This is a genomic window from Agromyces sp. NBRC 114283, from assembly GCF_030268405.1.
Classification (GTDB): Bacteria; Actinomycetota; Actinomycetes; order Actinomycetales; family Microbacteriaceae; genus Agromyces; species Agromyces mediolanus.
Genome location: NZ_BSQP01000001.1, coordinates 273,335 through 292,825, shown reverse-complemented (window position 1 = coordinate 292,825; position 19,491 = coordinate 273,335). Strand labels below are relative to the sequence as shown.

The window sequence follows — 19,491 nt, the reverse complement described above, 5'->3', positions numbered from 1 at the left end:
CCGTATGCCCGCCCGGCGGGCCGGTCGAGTGCGTTGACATCGCCGGCGGACTGTGCGCCGTCCGGGCGAACAGCCCGTGTCAACCCGCTTCTGCGCACCGGGGCTCCGCGATGGACTGGGGGGGAGTCACCCCAGGAACGGAGGATCACCGTGCCCGCAGCCGACCCCGAAGAGCGCCGTGAGCAGCTCACCGCAGCCCCGAAGGCGGACCCCGGCGACGCCGCGCCGCGCGTGGAGGTCACCGAGGCCGACGAGGACGTGACCCGCATCGACGTCGCCGACTCCGCGGCCGTCCGACCGGGCAAGCCGGGCCCGAGGCGCGGGGAGTAGCGAGCACCGGCGTCCGCCCGCCGCCCCTTCTGCGCTTCTGCGCGACTCGCGGAATACCCCCGGAGGGTATATAGTTGTCTCGTGCACAGGTACCCCGTCGGGTACGGGCTTGAAAGGGAGAAGCGATGACCGCCAACGAGTACCAGGTGACCGGCATGACCTGCGGGCACTGCGAGCTGTCGATCCGCGAAGAGGTCGGCGAGCTCGCCGGCATCCAGGACATCCAGGTCAGTGCGCAGACCGGTCGGCTCGTCGTGAGCTCGGCCGACGAGATCGACGACGCCGCGGTGCTCGCGGCCGTCGAGGAGGCCGGCTACTCGGCCGTGCGCATCTGATGCGGGCCGGGGCACGACTCGCCCTCTACGGGGCGGGGGTCGCGGTGGCCTTCGGCGGCGCGTTCGCGCTCGCCGGGGTCGTCGTCCCCGACTCTTTCGTAGCGGCATGGGCGGAAGGAAGCGACATGGAAACTCACGGTGACGACCAGAACGCGCACGGCGGAGCCGGCGCCGAGACGGCCGCGCACGGACCGAACGGCGTCTCGATCGACGCCGACGGCTATCTGCTCTCGCCGGTGACGGCGCCGGGCGCGGTCGGCGAGGCGGGCGAGCTCCGCTTCCAGGTGCTGGATGCCTCGGGCCACCCCGTCACCGAGTACACGACTTCGCACGAGCGCGAGCTGCACACCATCGTGGTGCGCTCCGACGGCGCCGGCTTCCGGCACGTGCACCCCGTGCTCGACGAGGCGAGCGGCGTCTGGTCGCTGCCCTGGACGTGGGACGCGGCCGGCAGCTACCGGCTCTACGCGGACTTCACCCCCGCGGGCGACGACGCCGAGGGCATCACCCTGACCCGCACGATCGACGTGGCGGGCGAGCTCGTGCCGGTCACGGCCGAGCCGAACCGCCGCAGCGAGGTCGACGGCTTCGTCGTCACCCTCGACGGGGAGCTCGCCGCGGGCGCCTCGAGCGAGCTGACCCTCTCGGTGCAGCGCGACGGGCGGCCCGTCGCCGAGCTCGAGCCGTACCTCGGCGCGTTCGGGCACCTCGTGGCGCTGCGGCAGGGCGACCTCGCCTTCCTGCACGTGCACCCCGAGGGCGAGGAGCCCGAGGCCGGGTCGACCGGCGGCCCGGAGATCGCGTTCGCCGCGAACGCCCCGACGCCCGGTCGCTACCTGCTCTACCTCGACTTCCAGGTCGACGGACAGGTGCACACCGCCGAGTTCGTGGTCGACGCGTCGGCCGGAGCGACGGGGGAGGCGCACCGATGAGCACCACCGCGCCCCTCGCCGGCGGCACCGGCATCGAGCTCGAGATCGGCGGCATGACCTGCGCCTCCTGCGCGAACCGCATCGAGAAGAAGCTGAACAAGCTCGACGGCGTGCAGGCGACCGTCAACTACGCGACCGAGAAGGCGAAGGTCACCGTGCCCGAGGGCTACGACCCGGCACTGCTCATCGCCGAGGTCGAGAAGACCGGCTATACCGCCCTGCTGCCGACCCCGAAGGCGAGCGAGCGCTCGCGCGACGGCTCGGCCGACGACGCCGAGCACGACCCCGAGCTGACCTCGCTGCGCCAGCGGCTCATCGGCTCGATCGTGCTCACCGTGCCGGTCATCGCGATGGCGATGATCCCCGCGCTGCAGTTCACCTACTGGCAGTGGGCGTCGCTCGCCCTCGCGGCGCCGGTCATCGTGTGGGCCGCCTGGCCGTTCCACAAGGCTGCATGGACCAACCTCAAGCACGGCGCCGCGACGATGGACACGCTCATCTCGATGGGCACCTCGGTCGCGCTGCTCTGGTCGGTCTACGCCCTCTTCCTCGGCACCGCGGGCGTCCCCGGCATGACGCACCCCTTCGAGTTCACGATCGCGCCCTCCGACGGCGCCGCGAACATCTACCTCGAGGTCGGCGCGGGCGTCACGATGTTCATCCTCGCGGGCCGCTACTTCGAGAAGCGCTCGAAGCGCCAGGCGGGGGCCGCGCTGCGTGCGCTCCTCGAGCTCGGCGCCAAGGAGGTCTCGGTGCTGCGCGGCGGCGCCGAGGTGAAGATCCCGGTCGAGGAGCTCGCGGTCGGCGACGAGTTCATCGTGCGCCCGGGCGAGAAGATCGCGACCGACGGCGTGGTCGTCTCCGGCAGCTCCGCCGTCGACGCCTCCATGCTCACCGGCGAGTCCGTGCCGGTCGAGGTGGCCGCGGGCGACCCCGTCACGGGCGCCACCGTCAACGCGGGCGGCCGGCTCGTGGTGCGGGCGACCCGCATCGGCTCGGACACGCAGCTCGCGCAGATGGCGAAGCTCGTCGAGGACGCCCAGACCGGCAAGGCCGAGGTGCAGCGCCTCGCCGACCGCATCTCCGGCGTGTTCGTGCCGATCGTGATCGTCATCGCCTTCGTCACGCTCGGCGCGTGGCTCGGCGCCGGCTTCCCGGTCGCGGCGGCCTTCACCGCCGCCGTCGCGGTGCTCGTGATCGCCTGCCCCTGCGCGCTCGGCCTCGCGACCCCGACCGCCCTGCTCGTCGGCACGGGCCGCGGCGCGCAGCTCGGCATCCTGATCAAGGGACCCGAGGTGCTCGAGTCGACGCGCAAGGTCGACACCGTCGTGCTCGACAAGACCGGCACGGTCACCACCGGCAAGATGACCCTCGTCGACGTGATCACCGAGTCGGGTGTCGACCGCGCCGAGCTGCTCCGCTTCGCGGGCGCGCTGGAGGATGCCTCGGAGCACCCGATCGCGCAGGCCATCGCGAAGGGGGCCACCCAGGAGGTCGGGCAGCTGCCCGTGCCCGAGGACTTCGCGAACGTCGAGGGCAAGGGCGTGCAGGGCATCGTCGACGGGGCCTCCGTCGTCATCGGCCGCGAGTCGCTGCTCGCCGATTGGGCGCTGACGCTGTCCCCGGAGGTCGCCGCCGCCAAGGCGCGCGCCGAGGGCGAGGGCAAGACCGTCGTCGCCATCGGCTGGGACGGGCAGGCGCGGGGCATCCTCGTCGTCGCCGACACCGTCAAGCCGACGAGCGCCGAGGCGATCGCCCAGCTCAAGGAGATCGGGCTCACGCCCGTGCTCCTCACCGGGGACAACGAGGCGGTCGCGCGCCGGATCGCGAGCGAGGTCGGCATCGAGCAGGTGTACGCCGAAGTGCTGCCGCAGGACAAGGTCGACGTCGTCGCCCGCCTCCAGGCGGAGGGCAAGGTCGTCGCGATGGTCGGCGACGGCGTGAACGACGCGCCGGCGCTCGCGCAGGCCGACCTCGGCCTCGCGATGGGCACCGGCACGGATGTCGCGATCGAGGCATCCGACCTGACGCTCGTGCGCGGCGATCTGCGCAGCGCGGTCGACGCCATCCGGCTCTCCCGCAAGACCCTGAGCACGATCAAGACGAACCTGTTCTGGGCCTTCGCGTACAACACGGCGGCCATCCCGATCGCGGCCCTCGGCATGCTCAACCCGATGCTCGCGGGCGCGGCGATGGCGTTCTCGAGCGTGTTCGTCGTGGGCAACAGCCTGCGGCTGCGCGGGTTCCGCAGCGTCGCCAAGTCCTGACCCGGGCCGCCCGGCCCGATCCACCAGCTCCAACCGAGAGACGAAAGGCACCACCATGACGAACGACACCCAGACGGGCTCCTGCTGCAGCACCGGCGTGGCGGCGAGCGACGCCGCCCACACCGCCGCCGTCAGCGGCCACGGCAAGGCCAACCTGCTCGGCGGCGCCTCCGCCGACGACCAGACGACCTGCCCCGTGATGGTGGGCAGCCCGGTCAGCAAGGCCGCGGCGGAGGCCGTCGGGCTGTTCCGTGACTACGAGGGCCAGCGCTACTACTTCTGCTGCGCCGGATGCGGGCCCGCCTTCGACTCCGACCCGGCCAAGTACGCCGCGAACATGGCGTAGTCGACGTGTCGTCGCGCCACGTCGTCGTCCTGGGGGCGGGAGCCTCCGGGGTGGGGGCCGCCAGGATGCTCGCGTCGCGCGGCGACACCCGGGTCACGCTCGTGGCCCGGAGCGATGAGACGCCGTTCACGCGGATGCTCATCACGGGGGTCGCGTTCGGCCCCCTCCCGCCGGAGGCCGTCGCCCTGCCGCTGCCCGAGGTCGAGTTCGTCGCGGACACCGCGAGCGAGGTCGACGTCGGCGCGCGGCGGGTGCGGCTGGCCTCCGGCGCCCGGCTCAGGTACGACGCCCTCATCGTCGCGACGGGAAGCCGGCCCCGCGGGCTGCCGCCCGAGCTGCCGGGCGCCGCCGAGGCGCGCTCGGCCGGCCTCGTGCACGGGCTGCACTCGCTCGACGACGCGCTGCAACTGCGGGAGCGGCTCGCCGGCTTCGCGGGCGCCGCACGCATCGCGATCCTCGGCGGCGGGGCGATCGCCGCCGAGACGGCCTCGACGTTGCGGGCGCAGGGGCACACGGTGATCCTGATCGCCCGCAGCCGAGTGCCGGGCATCGCCGCGTTCGGCGCCCCCGTCGCCGAGCGGCTCGCCGCCGAACACAGCGCCCGCGTCCTCACCCGCTTCGGGCGCAGCGTCGACGCGGTCGCGGCGGCCGACGGCGGGCTCGTGATCGAACTCGATCGGGGCGAACGCGTCGTCGCCGACTTCGCGCTCCTCGCGCTCGGCACCGAGCCGTCCGGGCCGGCGCCCTGGGCGGACGGCGTGCACGTCGACGGCCGGCTGCGAGCCGACGCGCCGGGGGTCTTCGGGGCGGGAGGCGTGGCCGTGCACCGCGACGAGGTGCTCGGCAGCTGGCGGATCGACCACTGGGAGGACGCCGCGGCGCAGGGGGCGCACGCAGCGCAGTCCGTGCTCCACGAGTTCGGCGCGGGAGCGGACCCCGGTGACTACCTGCCCAGGAGCTCGTACCTCGCCATGGTGCACGGGCTCGTCGTCTCGGGGGTCGGCGCACCGGCGTGCGGCGAGGCACGGCTCGAGGACGGCGAGGAGTTCGTCGCCCGGCACGAGTTCGGCGGCCGGGTCGTCGGCGTGAGCGGGATCGGCGCGGTGGGCACGGTGGTGCAGTGGAGCCCGCGTCTGCACGAGGCATCCGCCTGATCGGGCCGCGCGTGCGCGGGCTCGCCGACGTGACGGCTGGGGGCGTCGACGGGTCGACGTTGAAGGTGGCCGGGGTCCGAAGCTCCCCCGAACCTGCGGACCACGCCGGCCACCTCAATTGCTCTGTTTCCACCAGAGGGCAAAGCGTTACAGGCGAATCCAAGATTTTTCGAGAATTTTCGTGCGGCCTTCAGACGGCGGTCGTCAGGGCCGGGTCGCGGCCTCCAGCAGCTCCAGCAGATGGCGGTACGGGCGACCCGTCGCCCGGGTCATCCCGATCTCGCAGGTGCGGTTCGCGGAGACGTGCCAGTCGGCGTCGGCGGCGATGACCTCGGCGGCTTCGCGTGCCGTCGCGCTCGCCGAGAGCTCGGGGTGCAGGAGGCCGCGGTCGCCCGCGAACGCGCAGCAGCTCCAGTCGTCGGGCAGCACGACCTCGGCCGCGACGGCGTGCGCGATGCGGTCGATCGCGCCGCCCGCGCCGAGCGCCGCGGTCGAGCAGGTGTGGTGCACGGCGACCCGGCCGACGGGCGCCGTCACCTCGAGCCGCGGCAGGATGCGCTCGGCGGCGAACTGCGTCCCGTCGACGAAGCGCAGGGCCGGCGCCTCGCGGCCCGCGACGGCGGCGAGGTGCTGCATCGTCTCGAGCCCCTCGGTGCAGGAGGCCGCGTCGCAGACGATGGGCAGCCGGCCGCCGCCGCTCGCTGCGAGGAGCGCGGGCAGCACCCGCTCCGTCATGGCGTGGTAGCCGTCGAGGAACCCCTTCGACTTCCACGGAGTGCCGCAGCACAGCGAGCCGATGCCGTCCGGCACGACGAGCCCGACGCCGGCCCGCTCGGCGAGCTCGAGCAGCGCCGCGGTCGCGCCGATGCCGCCGGGCTCCGGGCCGAACATCGTGCCGATGCAGGCCGCGAAGAACACCGCCTCGGCCGTCGCCGGGTCGCCGCCCGGCTCCGGGCGCTTCACCCCGCCGCGCGGCAGGCCGCCGTCGTACTCGGGCACTGTCTCGCGACCGAGCAGCGCGCGACCGACCGTCGTGGCCGTCTTCGGCAGCGCCGCGGGCAGCGCGTTCGCGACGGTCAGCGCCGCGCCGCCGAGGCGGGTCACCGGGCCCCAGGCCGCCGCGGCCGCCGACCAGCCGGCGTTCAGCACCGGGTTCCGGCGTTCGGCGCGCAGCCGCCGCACCAGGTCGCCGGTGTTGATGTCGACCGGGCAGGCGATGGCGCAGAGCCCGTCGACGGCGCAGGTCTGCTCGCCGTCGTACTCGTAGTCGTCGCGGAGCTCGGCCGCGAGGGCGGTGTCGCCGGCGGCCTCGGCGCTCGCGATGTCGCGGCGGAGGGCGATGCGCTGGCGCGGGGTGAGCGTGAGGTCCTTGCTCGGGCACGTCGGCTCGCAGTAGCCGCACTCGACGCAGCGATCGACCTCGGCCTCGACCGTCGGCACGAGCTTCAGATGCCGCAGGTAGGAGTCGGGGTCGTCGGAGAGCACCACCCCCGGGTTCAGCAGCCCGCTCGGGTCGAACAGCCGCTTCACCTCGCGCATGATCGCGTAGAGCTCGTCGCCGTACTGCCGCCGCACGAACGGCGCCATGATGCGGCCGGTGCCGTGCTCGGCCTTGAGCGAGCCGCCCTGCTCGAGCACGAGCTGCACGAGATCCTCGGTGAAGCGCTCGTAGCGGGCGAGCTGCTCGGGGTCGTCGAAGCGCTCGCCGAGCATGAAGTGCAGGTTGCCGTCCTTCGCGTGGCCGAAGATCACCGAGTCGTCGTAGCCGTGCTCGGCGAAGAGCCCGATGAGGCGCTCGCAGGTGGGCAGCAGGCGCTCGACCGGCACGACGATGTCCTCGAGCAGGGCGGTGGTGCCGCTCGGGCGCGCGCCCGCGACGGTCGTGTAGAGGCCTTTGCGGACATGCCAGAGCGCGGCCCGTTCCGCGGCATCGCGCGTGAAGGCGGCGGGCGCGGCGAGGGGCAGCGCGTCGAGCAGCGACGCGGCGCCGGCCAGCGCCGCGTCGAGTGCCTCGGGGGTCTCCGCCTGGTATTCGACGAGCAGGGCGGTGTGGCCCTCGACCGTGAGGGCGGCGATCTGCTCGGGCACGTCGGCGGCCCGCTGGGCGACGAGGAGGGACGTGGCATCCATCAGCTCGATCGTCGCGGCGCCTGTCGCGACGAGCTCGGGCAGTGCGGCCGTCGCCTCGCGCAGCGAGGGCAGCACGAGCAGGGCGGTCGCCGCGTGGGGGAGCAGCGGCACGGTGTCGAACACCGCCTCGGCGACGAAGGCGAGCGTGCCCTCGCTGCCGATCACGAGGTGCTCGAGGATGCGCAGCGGCTCGGCGAAGTCGAGCAGGGCGTTCAGGCCGTAGCCCATGGTGTTCTTCATCGAGAACTGCTGCCGCACGCGCTCGACCGAGACGGGGGAGGCGAGCAGGCGCTCGCGCAGCCGCAGCAGGCCGGCGTGCAGCTCGGGCTCGCGGGCGGCGAGGAGCTCGGCCGCATCGGGCGCCCCCGTGTCGAGCACGGTGCCGCTCGGCAGCACGAGCCGGAGCGAGGCGATCGTGCGGTACGCGTTCTGCGTGATGCCGCACGCCATGCCGCTCGAGTTGTTCGCGATCACGCCGCCGATGGTGCAGGCGATCTCGCTCGCCGGGTCGGGGCCGAGCTTGCGGCCGTGCCGCGCGAGCCGCTGGTTCACCTGGCGCACGGTGGCGCCGGGTTCGACGCGGACAGTGCGTCCCTCCTCGCCGACGCGGATGCCTCGGAAGCGCGCCCGGGTGTCGACGAGCAGCTCGTCGGTCATCCCCTGGCCGGAGAGGCTCGTGCCGCCGGAGCGGAACGTCACACTGCGGCCGGCCGCCCGCGCGGCGGCGAAGAGCGAGGCGACGGCGCCGGCGTCGTGCGGGGTGACGACGGCCTCGGGGACGAAGAGGTAGTGCGAGGCGTCGTGGGCCTTCGCGAAGCGGTCGATGGAGCGCACGCTCACGGTGGCGCGCTCGCCGAGGAGGGCGGAGTCGAGGACGCTGGCGACGGCGGCAGGCGACATTGGTGCTCCAGATTGTTAGACAAGTATACCGGGATGGTCGGACAAGTATACTGACGCGCGGCGGAAGGGCGTGCGCATGGTCGAGGGGATCCGGGTCACCGGCGTGGTCGATGCCGTCGCCGAGGCGCTGCGCGCGGCCGCGATCGGCGGCGAGCTCGCGCCCGACCGCGCGGTCACCGAGGCCTGGGTCGCCGGCCGCTTCGGGGTCGCCCGGCCGAGCGCCAAGGCCGCGATCGAGAAGCTCGTCGGCGAGGGCGTGCTCGAGCGCACCGCGCACCGGAGCGCACGGGTGCGCCGCCTCGACGCCGACGCGGTGCGCGACGTCTACCGCACGCGCCGCCGCATCGAGAGCGCCGCGATCCGTGAACTGGCGGCCACGCGGAGCCGGCCGGATGCCGCGGCCGAGGCGGATGCCGAGATCGCCGCCCACCTCGGCGGCTCGAGCGTCGACATTGTCGACCCCGACCTGCGGTTCCACTCGGCGATCGTCGACGCCCTCGGCAGCGAGCGCACGAGCCGCGCGTACCGCTCGCTCACCGAAGAGGTCCGGCAGTGCATGGCGCAGGTGCAGGGTCGCGGGCTGATCTCGGTCGACACGATCCTGGCCGAGCACGAGCGGATCCTGGAGCTCATCGCGGCGGGCGATGCCGAGGCCGCGGTCGCCGTGCTCGCCGAGCACCTCGGCCGGGCCGAGGAGCGCCTGGCCGCCGCGGTCGCCACCCCCTAGCCCGACCCCCAGCCTCCGACTTGCCCGACTTTCATGAAAGTCGGGCAAGTCGGGTCAGCTCGCCGACGTGAGGTGCGGTTCCGACGTGCGTGGCTTCCATGGAGCTCGGGCGAGCTGCTAGGGTTCCCGTGATTTCAACGTTGAAACCCGGGTCTGCCCCGCCCGACCGCAAGGAGTCCCCGAGCCATGGCTTCCCCCGCGCCGCTCGGCGCCCGCACCTGGACGGCGGTGCTCGTCGTCGGCCTCGTCGGCCAGCTCGCCTGGGTCATCGAGAACATGTACCTCAACGTGTTCGTCTACGACACCATCTCGACCGATCCGGCCGTCATCGCCTGGATGGTCGCGCTCAGCGCGATCGCCGCGACCGCCGCCACGCTGCTCTTCGGAGCCTGGTCGGACCGCCTCGCCCGCCGCCGCGAGTTCATCGCGATCGGCTACATCGCCTGGGGGCTCGTGACCGCAGCCTTCGGGCTGGTCGGCGCGGGCGCCGCGGGCGAGGCCGGCGGCGAGGCATCCGCCGTCGCGAGCGCCGGGGCGACCGTCGCGACCGCCGTGATCGCGATCATCGCCCTCGACTGCGTGATGAGCTTCATCGGCTCCGGCGCCAACGACGCCGCCTTCGCCGCCTGGGTCACCGACTCCACCGTGCCGGCGAACCGCGGGCGCGTCGACGGCTGGCTCGCGATCATGCCCCTCGTCGGGATGCTGCTCGTCTTCGCCCTGCTCGACCCGCTCACGCAGGAGGGCCGCTGGGAGCTCTTCTTCGGGATCGTCGGCGGCCTGACCGCCGCCACGGGCGTCGCGGCGTGGTTCCTGGTTCGCGACCGCGGCGTCGCCCGGCACGAGCACGGCGTGCTCAAGGCCGTCGTCGACGGGCTCCGTCCCGCGACGGTGCGGCGCGAGCCCGCGCTGTTCGCGACGCTCGCGGTCTGGGGTGTGATCGGCGTCAGTTCGCAGGTGTTCCTGCCCTACGTGCTCATCTACCTGCGCTACTCGCTCGAACTCGACGGCTACGCGATCGTGCTCGGCATCGTACTGCTGCTCGCCTCCGCGCTGAGCGTCGTCGGCGGACGGCTCATCGACCGCTTCGGCAAAGCCCGCGTGCTGCCGTATGCCGTTGCGGCCTTCGCGGCGGGACTCGTCGCGATGACGTTCGTGCGCGACGCCGTCGGCGTCATCGCCGCGGCCACCGTGATGATGGCCGGGATGATGGGCTCGATCGCCGCGGTGTCCGCGCTGACGCGCGACCACACGCCGGAGGACCGAGCGGGCGGCGTGCAGGGCGCGCGCATGATCCTGGCCGTCATGCTGCCGATGATCATCGGCCCGGCGATCGGCGCGGCCGTCATCTCCGGCTCGGCGCACAGCTACGTCGAGCTCGGGGTCGCCCATCCGGTGCCCGGCCCGGAGATCTTCGCAGCGGCGGCCGTCGTGCTGCTGCTCGTGCCGCTCGGCATCGCGCTGCGCACACGCGTCCTGCGTCGCACCGAACCCGCCATGGCGGACCGCGGATGAGCCGGCGCACCCCCTGGGCCGACGAGCTCGACCCCGACCACCCGCTGCCCGAGTATCCGCGCCCCCAGCTCGTGCGCGAGCACTGGCAGAACCTCAACGGCCGCTGGTCGTACGCCATCACCGACGACGCGCTCGAACCGCGCGTGTGGGACGGCGAGATCGTCGTGCCGTTCTCGCCCGAGGCCGAGCTCTCCGGCGTCGGCCGGCAGCTGCAGCCCGACGAGCACCTCTGGTACCGGCGCACGGTGCGGCTCGACGGCGGGGCCCGCGGCGGCCGGGTGCTGCTGCACTTCGGCGCGGTCGATCAGCGCTGCCGGGTGCTCGTCGACGGGGTGCAGGTGGGCGGCCACCGCGGCGGCTATCTGCCCTTCACGCTCGACGTGACCGCGCAGCTCGGCGACGGCGAGCCGCACGAGCTCGTCGTCGACGTGGTCGATCCGAGCGACACCTCGTTCCACTCGCGCGGCAAGCAGGCGCTGAAGCGCGGGGGCATCTGGTACACCGCGCAGGCGGGCATCTGGCAGACGGTGTGGCTCGAACGGGTGCCGGCGGTGCACGTGGCGGCGCTCCGCGTGCGGCCGCTCCTCGATGCGGAGGCGGTCGAGCTCGTCGTCGAGGCGGTCGGATGGCCCGAGGCATCCGCTCCTCCCGAGGCATCCGCTCCTCCCGAGGCATCCGCTCGGCCAGAGGCGAGCGTGATCGTGCACGCCGCCGGCCGCGAGATCGCGCGGGCCACCGGCGCCGTCGGTGAGCCGCTGCGCCTGCCGGTGCCGCAGCCGCGCCGCTGGCACCCCGACGACCCCTTCCTCTACGAGCTCGAGGTGCGGCTCGGCGAGGACCGCGTCGAGAGCTACTTCGGCATGCGCTCCGTCGGCATCGCGCCCGACGCGCACGGTCGGCCGCGCCTCGTGCTGAACGGCGAGCCGATCCTGCACGCCGCCGTGCTCGACCAGGGCTACTGGCCGGACGGCCTCTACACGCCGCCGTCCGACGCGGCGCTCGTGCACGACATCGAGGAGATGAAGGCGCTCGGCTTCACCGCCCTGCGCAAGCACATCAAGATCGAGCCGCTGCGCTGGTACCACCACTGCGACCGGCTCGGCATGCTCGTCTGGCAGGACTTCGTGAACGGCGGTCGCCGCTACCACCCGGCCGTCGTGACGCTGCCGGTGAAGCTGCCTTTGCGGCTCGACGATCGCCGGCATCGCAGATTCGGCCGGCAGGACGCCGAGGGGCGCGCCGAGTTCCTGGCGGAGCTCGAGGAGACGGTCCGCCTGCTCGGCAACGCCCCGAGCATCGCCGTGTGGGTGCCGTTCAACGAAGGCTGGGGCCAGTTCGATGCGCTCGCCGTCACCGCGCGGCTCCGCGAACTCGACCCCGACCGGGTGATCGACCACGCGAGCGGCTGGCACGACCAGGGCGGCGGCGACCTGCGCAGCCTGCACGTCTACTTCCGCAAGCTCCAGCCGGAGCGCGGCTGGCGGCGCGAGCGGCGGGCGATCGTCGTCTCGGAGTACGGCGGCTACAGCCTGCGCCTGCCGGGCCACGAGTTCGGGCCGCGCGAGTTCGGCTACCGTCGCTACGCCGGCGTCGACGAGCTGACGGAGGCCTTCGTCGCCCTGCACCGCGACGAGATCGCCCCCGCGATCGACGCCGGGCTCGGCGGCTACGTCTACACCCAGCTCTCCGATGTCGAGGACGAGCTGAACGGGCTGCTCACGGCCGACCGCACGGTGCGGAAGCTGCACGCCGACCGCGTGCGCGAGGTGAACGCCGAGCTCGCCGCCCGGTTCGCGAAGGCGGTCGCGCCCGCGCCGCACCCCACGAGAAAGGTCCAGGATGCCTCGCACGATCACCGAGCGTGAGCTCACCGTCCCCGTCGCGCTGCGCGGCGCCGACAACCGGCTGAACCCGGCCGCGGTCGGCTGGACGCGCACGCCCCTGCACGACACCTCGGGCATCGACGGCCGGCGCAGCTGGGGGCGCAATAAGCGCTGGGAGTACTGGGCGGTGACGACGCCGACTCATCTCGTGGCGCTCACGGTCTCCTCGATCGACTACGCGGCGGTGCACGGCGTGCTCGTGCACGACCGGCGCACCGGGCGCACGCTCGACCGCGGGGCGATCGTGCCGTTCGGTCGCGGCGCGATGCTGCCCGCCTCGCTCGGCGACGGACCGGCCCGGGCGCGGGCCAAGCACCTCGCGATCGACCTCGAGGAGACTGCGGAGGGCACGCTGCTGCGCGCCGAGGTGCCGGGCGCCCGCGTCGAGATCCTGGCCGAGCTGCCGGCCGGGCACGAGCGGCTCGGGGTCGTGGTGCCGTGGTCGAAGCGGCGGTTCCAGTACACGGTGAAGGACGTCGCCCGCCCCGCGCGCGGTCGGCTCGAGCTCGACGCGCCGGAGCTCGGCGCCCCCGAGATCGTGGAGCTGCCGCTCGGTGAGAGCTGGGCGGTGCTCGATCACGGCCGGGGCCGCTGGCCCTACCGCATGGTGTGGAACTGGGGCGCCGCCTCGGGTCGGGTCGGCGACCGCGTCGTCGGACTGCAGCTCGGCGGCAAGTGGACCGACGGCACCGGCTCCACCGAGAACGCGATCGTCGTCGACGGCCGGCTCCGCAAGCTCAGCGAAGAGCTCGACTGGGAGTACGACGAGCGGGACTGGCTCGCCCCCTGGCGCATCCACGGCGCGAGCGCCGAGCTGCGCTTCGAGCCGTTCTGGGACCGGGTCAGCGCGACCGAGCTCGGCGTGTTCGGCTCGCACGGGCACCAGTGCTTCGGCCACTACTCGGGGTGGGTCGAGGCCGACGGTGAGCGCATCGAACTCGACGGCCTGCTCGGCTGGGCCGAAGACGTGCGGAACCGCTGGTGAGCCCCCGTCGCTCGGCCGGGCCGACGCTGAAGGACGTCGCGGCGATCGCCGGCGTCTCGTACCGCACCGTCTCGAACGTGATCAGCGGCAAGGCGCCCGTGAGCGCCGCGACGCGCGCCCGGGTCGAGGCCGCCGTCGCCGAGCTCGACTACCGCCCGCAGCTCGCGGCGCGGCAGCTGCGCGTCGGGCGCAGCAACCTGCTGACCCTCTCGGTGCCGTTCCTCTCGCTGCCGTACTTCGCCCAGCTCGCGCACGCCGTCGTCACCGCGGCGGAGGCCGTGGGCTACGACGTGGTCGTCGACGAGACCCACGGCGATCCCGAGCGGGAGCTGCGCGCGGCCTCCGGGTACCGCACCCTGCTGAGCGACGGCATCCTGCTGTCGGCCATGTCGATCGGCGACGAGGAGCTGATGGCGGCCCGCGGTCGCACCCCGCTCGTCGTGCTGGGCGAGCGCATCCGCGCCGCCCGGGTCGACCGCGTCGTCGTCGACAGCGTGACGAGCACGCGCGACGCGACCGCGCACCTCATCGCCGCGGGTCGGCGCACGCTTGGCTTCCTCGGCACGGTTCCGGATGCCTCGAGCGGCGCCGCCGCCGCCGACCTGCGCCTCGAGGGGTTCCGCACGGCGCTCCGCGCGGCCGGACTCGACGCGGACCCCCGGCACCTGCTCGAGGTCTCGCCGTGGGATCAGCGCTCGCCCGACGGCGACTACTCCCGCGAGGAGGGCCACGCACGGGTGCGGGCGCTGCTCGCCGAGCGGGACGGCCTGGCCGGGCTCGACGGCCTCGTCTGCGCGAACGACCTGCTCGCGATCGGTGCGCTGCGCGCGCTGCGCGAGGCGGGGGTCGACGTGCCGGGCCGGGTCGCCGTCGTCGGCTGGGACGACGCCCCGGAGTCGGCGTACGCGGTGCCGCCGCTGACGAGCATTGCGCCCGATCTCGGCGAGCTCGCCCGGCTCGCCGTCGCCTCGGTGCTGCGGCTCGTCGACGACCCCGAGTCGCCGCCGCGCGTCGAGCAGGCGCCCTACCGTCTTGTGCCCCGCGCCTCCGCGCCCCCCGCTTCGACGAGCTCAGCGAACCAGCTGGTTCCCTGAGCCTGTCGAAGGGAACGCCCCCCGCTTCGACGAGCTCAGCGAACCAGCTGGTTCCCTGAGCCTGTCGAAGGGAACGCCCCGCTTCGACGGGCTCAGCGGACCAAACCGCCCCCGCTTCGACAGGCTCAGCGAACCAGGGGCCTCAGCGAACCAGGGGGCTCAGCAGACCCCGAATCCGCGGGTGCAATCCGCGCGAACCGGGTTAGCGTGGGGAACAGGGTGCGCCGCGCATCGTCGCGACGCGACGTTCCGGGGGGAGACGCATGTACTACAGCACGGGCAACTACGAGGCATTCGCGAGGCCGCGCAAGCCGGAGCGATCGGATCGGGCGTCGGCGTGGTTCGTGGGGGCGGGGCTCGCCTCCATGTCCTCCGCGCTCTTCATGATCCGAGACGGCCAGCTGCCGGGAGACCGCATCACCATCCTCGAGCGGCTGCCGCTGCCGGGCGGCGCGCTCGACGGCATCAAGAAGCCGGCGAAGGGCTTCGTCATCCGCGGCGGGCGCGAGATGGAAGACCACATGGAGTGCCTGTGGGACGCGTTCCGCACGGTGCCGTCGCTCGAGATCGAGGGCGCGAGCGTGCTCGACGAGTTCTTCTGGCTCAACAAGGACGACCCGAACTTCTCGCTCTGCCGCGTCACCGAGCAGCAGGGACAGGACGCGCACACGAACAACCTCTTCGGACTGAACGACACCGCGCAGAAGGACATCGTGCGCATCTTCCTCGCCACCCGCGAGGAGATGGAGCGCAAGCGCATCGACGAGGTGTTCTCGAAGGACTTCCTCGACAGCAACTTCTGGCTGTACTGGCGCACCATGTTCGCCTTCGAGGAGTGGCACTCGGCGCTCGAGATGAAGCTCTACCTGCACCGCTTCGTGCACCACATCGGCGGGCTGCCCGACCTCTCGGCGCTGAAGTTCACGAAGTACAACCAGTACGAGTCGCTCGTGCTGCCGATGTACCGCTGGCTGCTCGACCAGGGCGTCACCTTCCACTTCGACACGCAGGTCACGGACATCGACTTCGCGATCGACGGCGACGAGCCGGATGCCTCGAAGCGCGCGACCCGCATCCACTGGGTGCAGGACGGCGTGGAGGGCGGCGTCGACCTCGGCGACGACGACCTCGTGCTCGCGACCATCGGCGGCCTCACCGAGAACTCCGACGAGGGCGACCAGCACACGCCCGCGAGGCTCGACGAGTCCCCCGCGGCCGGCTGGGCGCTCTGGCAGAACATCGCGGCGAAGCATCCGTCCTTCGGCCGTCCCGAGGTCTTCTGCGGCGACATCGCGAAGACCAAGTGGGAGTCGGCCACGGTCACGACGCTCGACGAGCGGATCCCCGAGTACATCCGCCGCATCGCGAAGCGCGACCCGTTCAGCGGCCGCGTCGTGACCGGCGGCATCGTCACCGCCCGCGACTCGGCGTGGCTGATGAGCTGGACCGTGAACCGCCAGCCGCACTTCAAGCAGCAGCCCGCCGACCAGATCGTGGTCTGGGTGTACGGCCTGTTCGTCGACGTGCCGGGCGACTACACGGGCAAGACGCTGCAGGAGTCCACGGGTGAGGAGATCACCCGCGAGTGGCTGTACCACCTCGGGGTGCCCGTCGAGGAGATCGACGGGCTCGCCGCGGAGGCCGCCAGCTGCGTGCCGGTGATGATGCCGTACGTCACCTCGTTCTTCATGCCGCGGGAGGCGGGCGACCGGCCCGCGGTGGTGCCGGCGGGCGCGCAGAACTTCGCCTTCATCGGGCAGTTCGCCGAGACCACGCGGGACTGCATCTTCACCACCGAGTACTCGGTGCGCACCGGCATGGAGGCCGCGTACCAACTGCTCGGCGTCGACCGCGGCGTGCCGGAGGTGTTCGGCTCGACGTACGACGTGCGCTGGCTGCTGAACGCGACGAGCCGGCTGCGCGACGGCGCCGAGGTGGGGCTGCCGGGGCCGAAGTTCCTGCGCGAGCGGCTGTTCGCGAAGCTCGACGGCACGCAGATCGGCGAGCTGCTCACCGACTACGCGCTCATCCCCGAGCGCGGGGCGACGACGAAGCGCGAACGCTCGGACGACGCCATCGAGTGAGCGGCATCCGCTGAGCGCCGTCCGCGCCCGCTGAACAGACGAGTTGCCCGACTTCCATGAAAGTCGGGCAACTCGGGGGTTCCCGATGAACTCGGGGGTCCCGATGTGGGGCGTGTGCGTCGTGCTGCCGACGCACGCCGGGATCACATCGGGGGCATCAGCACGCCGTCGATGAGGTAGACGGTCGCGTTCGCGGTGTGCACGCCGCCACAGATCACGTTGGCGTCGTTGACCTTGAGCGAGTCGCCCGATCCGGTCACGTCGACCGTGCCGCCCTGCACCGTGGTCTGCGTGCCGACGACCTCGTCGGGCGAGAGCTGACCGGGCACGACGTGGTACGTGAGGATCGAGGTGAGCGTCGCCGAGTCGGTCTTCAGGGACTCGATCGTCGCCGGGTCGATCTTCGCGAAGGCGTCGTCGACGGGGGCGAACACGGTGAACTCGTCGCCGTTCAGCGTGTCGACGAGGTTCACGTCGGGGTTCAGCTGACCGGAGACCGCCGCGACGAGCGTCGTCAGCAGCGGGTTGTTCGAGGCCGCGACGGCGACCGGGTCCTGCGACATGCCGACGATCGAGCCGGCGCCGTCGGGCACCTGCTCGGCGTAGGCCGCGCAGCCGGAGCCCACGAGGTCGGCGGCGGGGTCGGTCTCCATCGACTCGGCCGAGGGCGTCGACTCCGTCTTCGGCGTCGACTCCTCGCTGGGAGTGGACGAGCCGCCCATGCTGCACCCGGCGAGGCCGAGCGAGGTGATCGCCGCGAGGGCGACGAGGGCGGATGCGGTGCGAGTGCGGATCGTGCGCATGGACTTCCTCCTTCGGATGCGTCGGCCCGGTTCTGGCCGACACGGGGGATTCGGAGGCATCCGCCGATCGGATTGGACGGAATCGCGGATGCCTCGGGACGGCCTCGTCGGGCACCGCGGCGGCCGCCCGATCGGATGCCTCGGACCATCCGATCCGGCGTCCGCTCCGAATCCCTGGCAGCCCACCCGTCGCCCAGCTGAATCGAGGGACCCCATGATCGCGCTCGCCCTGATCGGCCTGGCCGGCGGTCTCATCACCGGGATCTCGCCGTGCATCCTGCCCGTGCTGCCCGTGATCCTGCTCTCGGGCGGCGCGCAGAGCGCACGCAGCACCGCGGGGACCGCGGTCGACCCCGACGGCGTCCCGGCTGCCGCCCCGCCCGGCCCGAGCCGGTGGCGGCCCTATCTCGTCATCGCCGGCCTCGTCGTGAGCTTCAGCCTGATCACCCTCGCCGGCTCGCTCGTGCTGGGGCTGCTCGGCCTGCCGCAGGACGTGCTCCGCTGGGCCGGCCTCGTCGTGCTCGTGCTCATCGGCATCGGCCTCATCGTGCCGCGCTTCGAGGAGCTGCTCGAGAAGCCCTTCGCCTGGATCCCGCGGCGCAGCGTCGGCACCGAGGGCAACGGCTTCGTGCTCGGCCTCGTGCTCGGCACCGTCTACGTGCCCTGCGCCGGCCCCGTGCTCGCCGCGATCACCGTCGCCGGCTCGACGGGGCGCATCGGGGTCGAGACGATCGTGCTCACGGTGACCTTCGCGCTCGGCGCGGCCGCTCCGCTGCTGCTGTTCGCGCTCGCCGGCCGCCGGGTCGCCGAGCGCGTCGCCGCGTTCCGCAAGCACCAGCGAGGCGTGCGCATCACCGGCGGCATCGTCATGATCGCGCTCGCCGTGGGCCTCGTCTTCGACCTGCCCGGCGCGCTGCAGCGGCTCGTGCCCGACTACACGAGCGACCTGCAGCGGCAGCTCGCGCAGTCGGAGGAGGTCACTCAGGCCCTCGACCTCGGCGGCCTCGTCACCGACGAGAACCGCCAGCTCGACCAGTGCACCAACGGGGCCGCCGAGCTCGAATCGTGCGGGCCCGTGCCCTCGATCCGCGGCATCCAGCAGTGGTTCAACACGCCGGACGGCGCCGCCGTCGACCTCGACGAGCTGCGCGGCCGGGTCGTGCTCATCGACTTCTGGGCGTACTCGTGCATCAACTGCCAGCGATCGATCCCGCACGTCGTCGCGTGGGACGAGGCGTACCGCGACGCCGGGCTCAGCGTGATCGGCGTGCACTCGCCCGAGTACGCCTTCGAGAAGGAGCCGCGCAACGTCGAGGCCGGCATCCGCGACTTCGGCATCGACTACCCCGTCGCGCTCGACAACGACCTCGCGACCTGGACGAACTTCCGCAACCGCTACTGGCCCGCGCACTACCTCGTCGACGCCGACGGCGTCGTGCGCCAGGTCTCCTTCGGCGAGGGCCACTACGCCGACACCGAGCGGCTCATCCGCCAGCTCCTCGAGGACGCCGACCCGGGCGTCGCCCTGCCGGCCGCCACCGAGGTGGCCGACGAGACGCCCGACGCCGGCTCGACCACGCCCGAGACCTTCCTCGGCACCACGAAGCAGGCGAACTTCGGCGGCGAGGAGCCCTACCGGCGCAGCACGAGCTCGTTCGCGTTCCCCGAGAAGCTCGCCGACGACCGCTTCGCCCTCGACGGCTCGTGGGCGCTCGACACCCAGTCGATCGCCCCCGCCGACGGCGGGAAGGCCGCCGTGCGGCTCTCGTACCTCGCGAGCGAGGTGCGCATGGTGCTCGGCGGCGAGGGCACCATCACCGTCCGCGACGGCGGAACGACGCAGCGGATCGAGATCTCCGGCGTCCCCCGCTCCTACGCGGTCCACCAGTCCGACTCGCCCGAGCGCGGCACCCTCGACGTCACGGTCGAGGGCGACGTGCAGGCCTACTCCTTCACCTTCGGATGACCCAGCTGCTGGAACGACCTCGGGCCGACCGGGCGACGCT

General features: G+C 72.8%; 15 protein-coding genes. 13 read left to right on the top strand and 2 right to left on the bottom strand.

The window, feature by feature from the left end; translation table 11 throughout:
- Positions 1-150: 150 nt before the first annotated feature.
- From QSJ60_RS01350 to QSJ60_RS01325, 6 genes are all read left to right on the top strand, one after another.
- Positions 151-330, top strand: a complete 180-nt coding sequence (locus tag QSJ60_RS01350; protein ID WP_285462258.1) for a hypothetical protein — start codon at positions 151-153, stop codon at positions 328-330.
- A 125-nt stretch (positions 331-455) separates the two neighbouring features.
- Positions 456-665 (top strand): heavy-metal-associated domain-containing protein, encoded by a 210-nt coding sequence (locus tag QSJ60_RS01345; RefSeq protein WP_189083926.1) that lies wholly within the window; start codon positions 456-458, stop codon positions 663-665.
- 125 nt (positions 666-790) lie between these two features.
- Entirely contained in the window at positions 791-1,597 is an 807-nt protein-coding gene (locus tag QSJ60_RS01340; RefSeq protein WP_285462257.1) for a DUF8832 domain-containing protein, read from the top strand.
- Positions 1,594-3,864: a heavy metal translocating P-type ATPase gene (locus tag QSJ60_RS01335; RefSeq protein ID WP_285462256.1), complete on the top strand. Its 2,271-nt coding sequence runs from the start codon at positions 1,594-1,596 to the stop codon at positions 3,862-3,864. Before QSJ60_RS01340 ends, QSJ60_RS01335 begins: the two co-directional genes overlap by 4 nt.
- Before the next feature lie 55 nt (positions 3,865-3,919).
- Positions 3,920-4,210 carry a YHS domain-containing protein gene (locus QSJ60_RS01330; protein WP_230765084.1) on the top strand — a complete coding sequence of 97 codons (291 nt, stop codon included), beginning with the start codon at positions 3,920-3,922 and terminating at the stop codon, positions 4,208-4,210.
- Between the two features lie 5 nt (positions 4,211-4,215).
- Positions 4,216-5,364, top strand: a complete 1,149-nt coding sequence (locus tag QSJ60_RS01325) for an FAD-dependent oxidoreductase (protein WP_285462255.1) — start codon at positions 4,216-4,218, stop codon at positions 5,362-5,364.
- Positions 5,365-5,568: 204 nt separating this feature from the next.
- On the opposite strand, the gene QSJ60_RS01320 is transcribed toward QSJ60_RS01325, so the two are convergent.
- Positions 5,569-8,394 (bottom strand): FAD-binding and (Fe-S)-binding domain-containing protein, encoded by a 2,826-nt coding sequence (locus QSJ60_RS01320; protein ID WP_285462254.1) that lies wholly within the window; start codon positions 8,392-8,394, stop codon positions 5,569-5,571.
- A gap of 76 nt (positions 8,395-8,470) precedes the next feature.
- Between QSJ60_RS01320 and QSJ60_RS01315 the strand changes: the two genes are divergently transcribed.
- The 6 genes from QSJ60_RS01315 to QSJ60_RS01290 all read left to right on the top strand — a co-directional run bounded on the left by QSJ60_RS01315 (position 8,471) and on the right by QSJ60_RS01290 (position 16,682).
- Positions 8,471-9,121 carry a GntR family transcriptional regulator gene (locus QSJ60_RS01315; protein ID WP_285462253.1) on the top strand — a complete coding sequence of 217 codons (651 nt, stop codon included), beginning with the start codon at positions 8,471-8,473 and terminating at the stop codon, positions 9,119-9,121.
- Between the two features lie 186 nt (positions 9,122-9,307).
- Positions 9,308-10,636: an MFS transporter gene (locus tag QSJ60_RS01310; protein ID WP_285462252.1), complete on the top strand. Its 1,329-nt coding sequence runs from the start codon at positions 9,308-9,310 to the stop codon at positions 10,634-10,636.
- Entirely contained in the window at positions 10,633-12,501 is a 1,869-nt protein-coding gene (locus QSJ60_RS01305; RefSeq protein WP_285462251.1) for a glycoside hydrolase family 2 protein, read from the top strand. Before QSJ60_RS01310 ends, QSJ60_RS01305 begins: the two co-directional genes overlap by 4 nt.
- Positions 12,476-13,504 (top strand): DUF2804 domain-containing protein, encoded by a 1,029-nt coding sequence (locus QSJ60_RS01300; protein ID WP_285462250.1) that lies wholly within the window; start codon positions 12,476-12,478, stop codon positions 13,502-13,504. The genes QSJ60_RS01305 and QSJ60_RS01300 overlap by 26 nt, the downstream gene beginning before the upstream one ends.
- Positions 13,501-14,598, top strand: a complete 1,098-nt coding sequence (locus QSJ60_RS01295; protein WP_285462249.1) for a LacI family DNA-binding transcriptional regulator — start codon at positions 13,501-13,503, stop codon at positions 14,596-14,598. Before QSJ60_RS01300 ends, QSJ60_RS01295 begins: the two co-directional genes overlap by 4 nt.
- A gap of 263 nt (positions 14,599-14,861) precedes the next feature.
- Positions 14,862-16,682: an oleate hydratase gene (locus tag QSJ60_RS01290; RefSeq protein ID WP_285462248.1), complete on the top strand. Its 1,821-nt coding sequence runs from the start codon at positions 14,862-14,864 to the stop codon at positions 16,680-16,682.
- A 143-nt stretch (positions 16,683-16,825) separates the two neighbouring features.
- Here QSJ60_RS01290 and QSJ60_RS01285 read toward each other — a convergent pair whose 3' ends face one another.
- Complete coding sequence (locus tag QSJ60_RS01285; protein WP_230765066.1) at positions 16,826-17,485, bottom strand: fasciclin domain-containing protein; 660 nt, start codon at positions 17,483-17,485, stop codon at positions 16,826-16,828.
- A 214-nt stretch (positions 17,486-17,699) separates the two neighbouring features.
- Between QSJ60_RS01285 and QSJ60_RS01280 the strand changes: the two genes are divergently transcribed.
- Positions 17,700-19,451, top strand: a complete 1,752-nt coding sequence (locus QSJ60_RS01280; protein ID WP_285462247.1) for a cytochrome c biogenesis protein CcdA — start codon at positions 17,700-17,702, stop codon at positions 19,449-19,451.
- Positions 19,452-19,491: the final 40 nt, after the last annotated feature.

What these genes read in the sequence shown, in the direction of transcription:
- QSJ60_RS01345 (WP_189083926.1), top strand. Translation starts at nt 456, where the DNA reads ATGACCGCCAACGAGTACCAGGTGACCGGCATGACCTGCGGGCACTGC.
- QSJ60_RS01340 (WP_285462257.1), top strand. Translation starts at nt 791, where the DNA reads ATGGAAACTCACGGTGACGACCAGAACGCGCACGGCGGAGCCGGCGCC.
- QSJ60_RS01335 (WP_285462256.1), top strand. Translation starts at nt 1,594, where the DNA reads ATGAGCACCACCGCGCCCCTCGCCGGCGGCACCGGCATCGAGCTCGAG.
- QSJ60_RS01330 (WP_230765084.1), top strand. Translation starts at nt 3,920, where the DNA reads ATGACGAACGACACCCAGACGGGCTCCTGCTGCAGCACCGGCGTGGCG.
- QSJ60_RS01320 (WP_285462254.1), bottom strand. Translation starts at nt 8,394, where the DNA reads ATGTCGCCTGCCGCCGTCGCCAGCGTCCTCGACTCCGCCCTCCTCGGC.
- QSJ60_RS01315 (WP_285462253.1), top strand. Translation starts at nt 8,471, where the DNA reads ATGGTCGAGGGGATCCGGGTCACCGGCGTGGTCGATGCCGTCGCCGAG.
- QSJ60_RS01310 (WP_285462252.1), top strand. Translation starts at nt 9,308, where the DNA reads ATGGCTTCCCCCGCGCCGCTCGGCGCCCGCACCTGGACGGCGGTGCTC.
- QSJ60_RS01305 (WP_285462251.1), top strand. Translation starts at nt 10,633, where the DNA reads ATGAGCCGGCGCACCCCCTGGGCCGACGAGCTCGACCCCGACCACCCG.
- QSJ60_RS01300 (WP_285462250.1), top strand. Translation starts at nt 12,476, where the DNA reads ATGCCTCGCACGATCACCGAGCGTGAGCTCACCGTCCCCGTCGCGCTG.
- QSJ60_RS01290 (WP_285462248.1), top strand. Translation starts at nt 14,862, where the DNA reads ATGTACTACAGCACGGGCAACTACGAGGCATTCGCGAGGCCGCGCAAG.
- QSJ60_RS01285 (WP_230765066.1), bottom strand. Translation starts at nt 17,485, where the DNA reads ATGCGCACGATCCGCACTCGCACCGCATCCGCCCTCGTCGCCCTCGCG.
- QSJ60_RS01280 (WP_285462247.1), top strand. Translation starts at nt 17,700, where the DNA reads ATGATCGCGCTCGCCCTGATCGGCCTGGCCGGCGGTCTCATCACCGGG.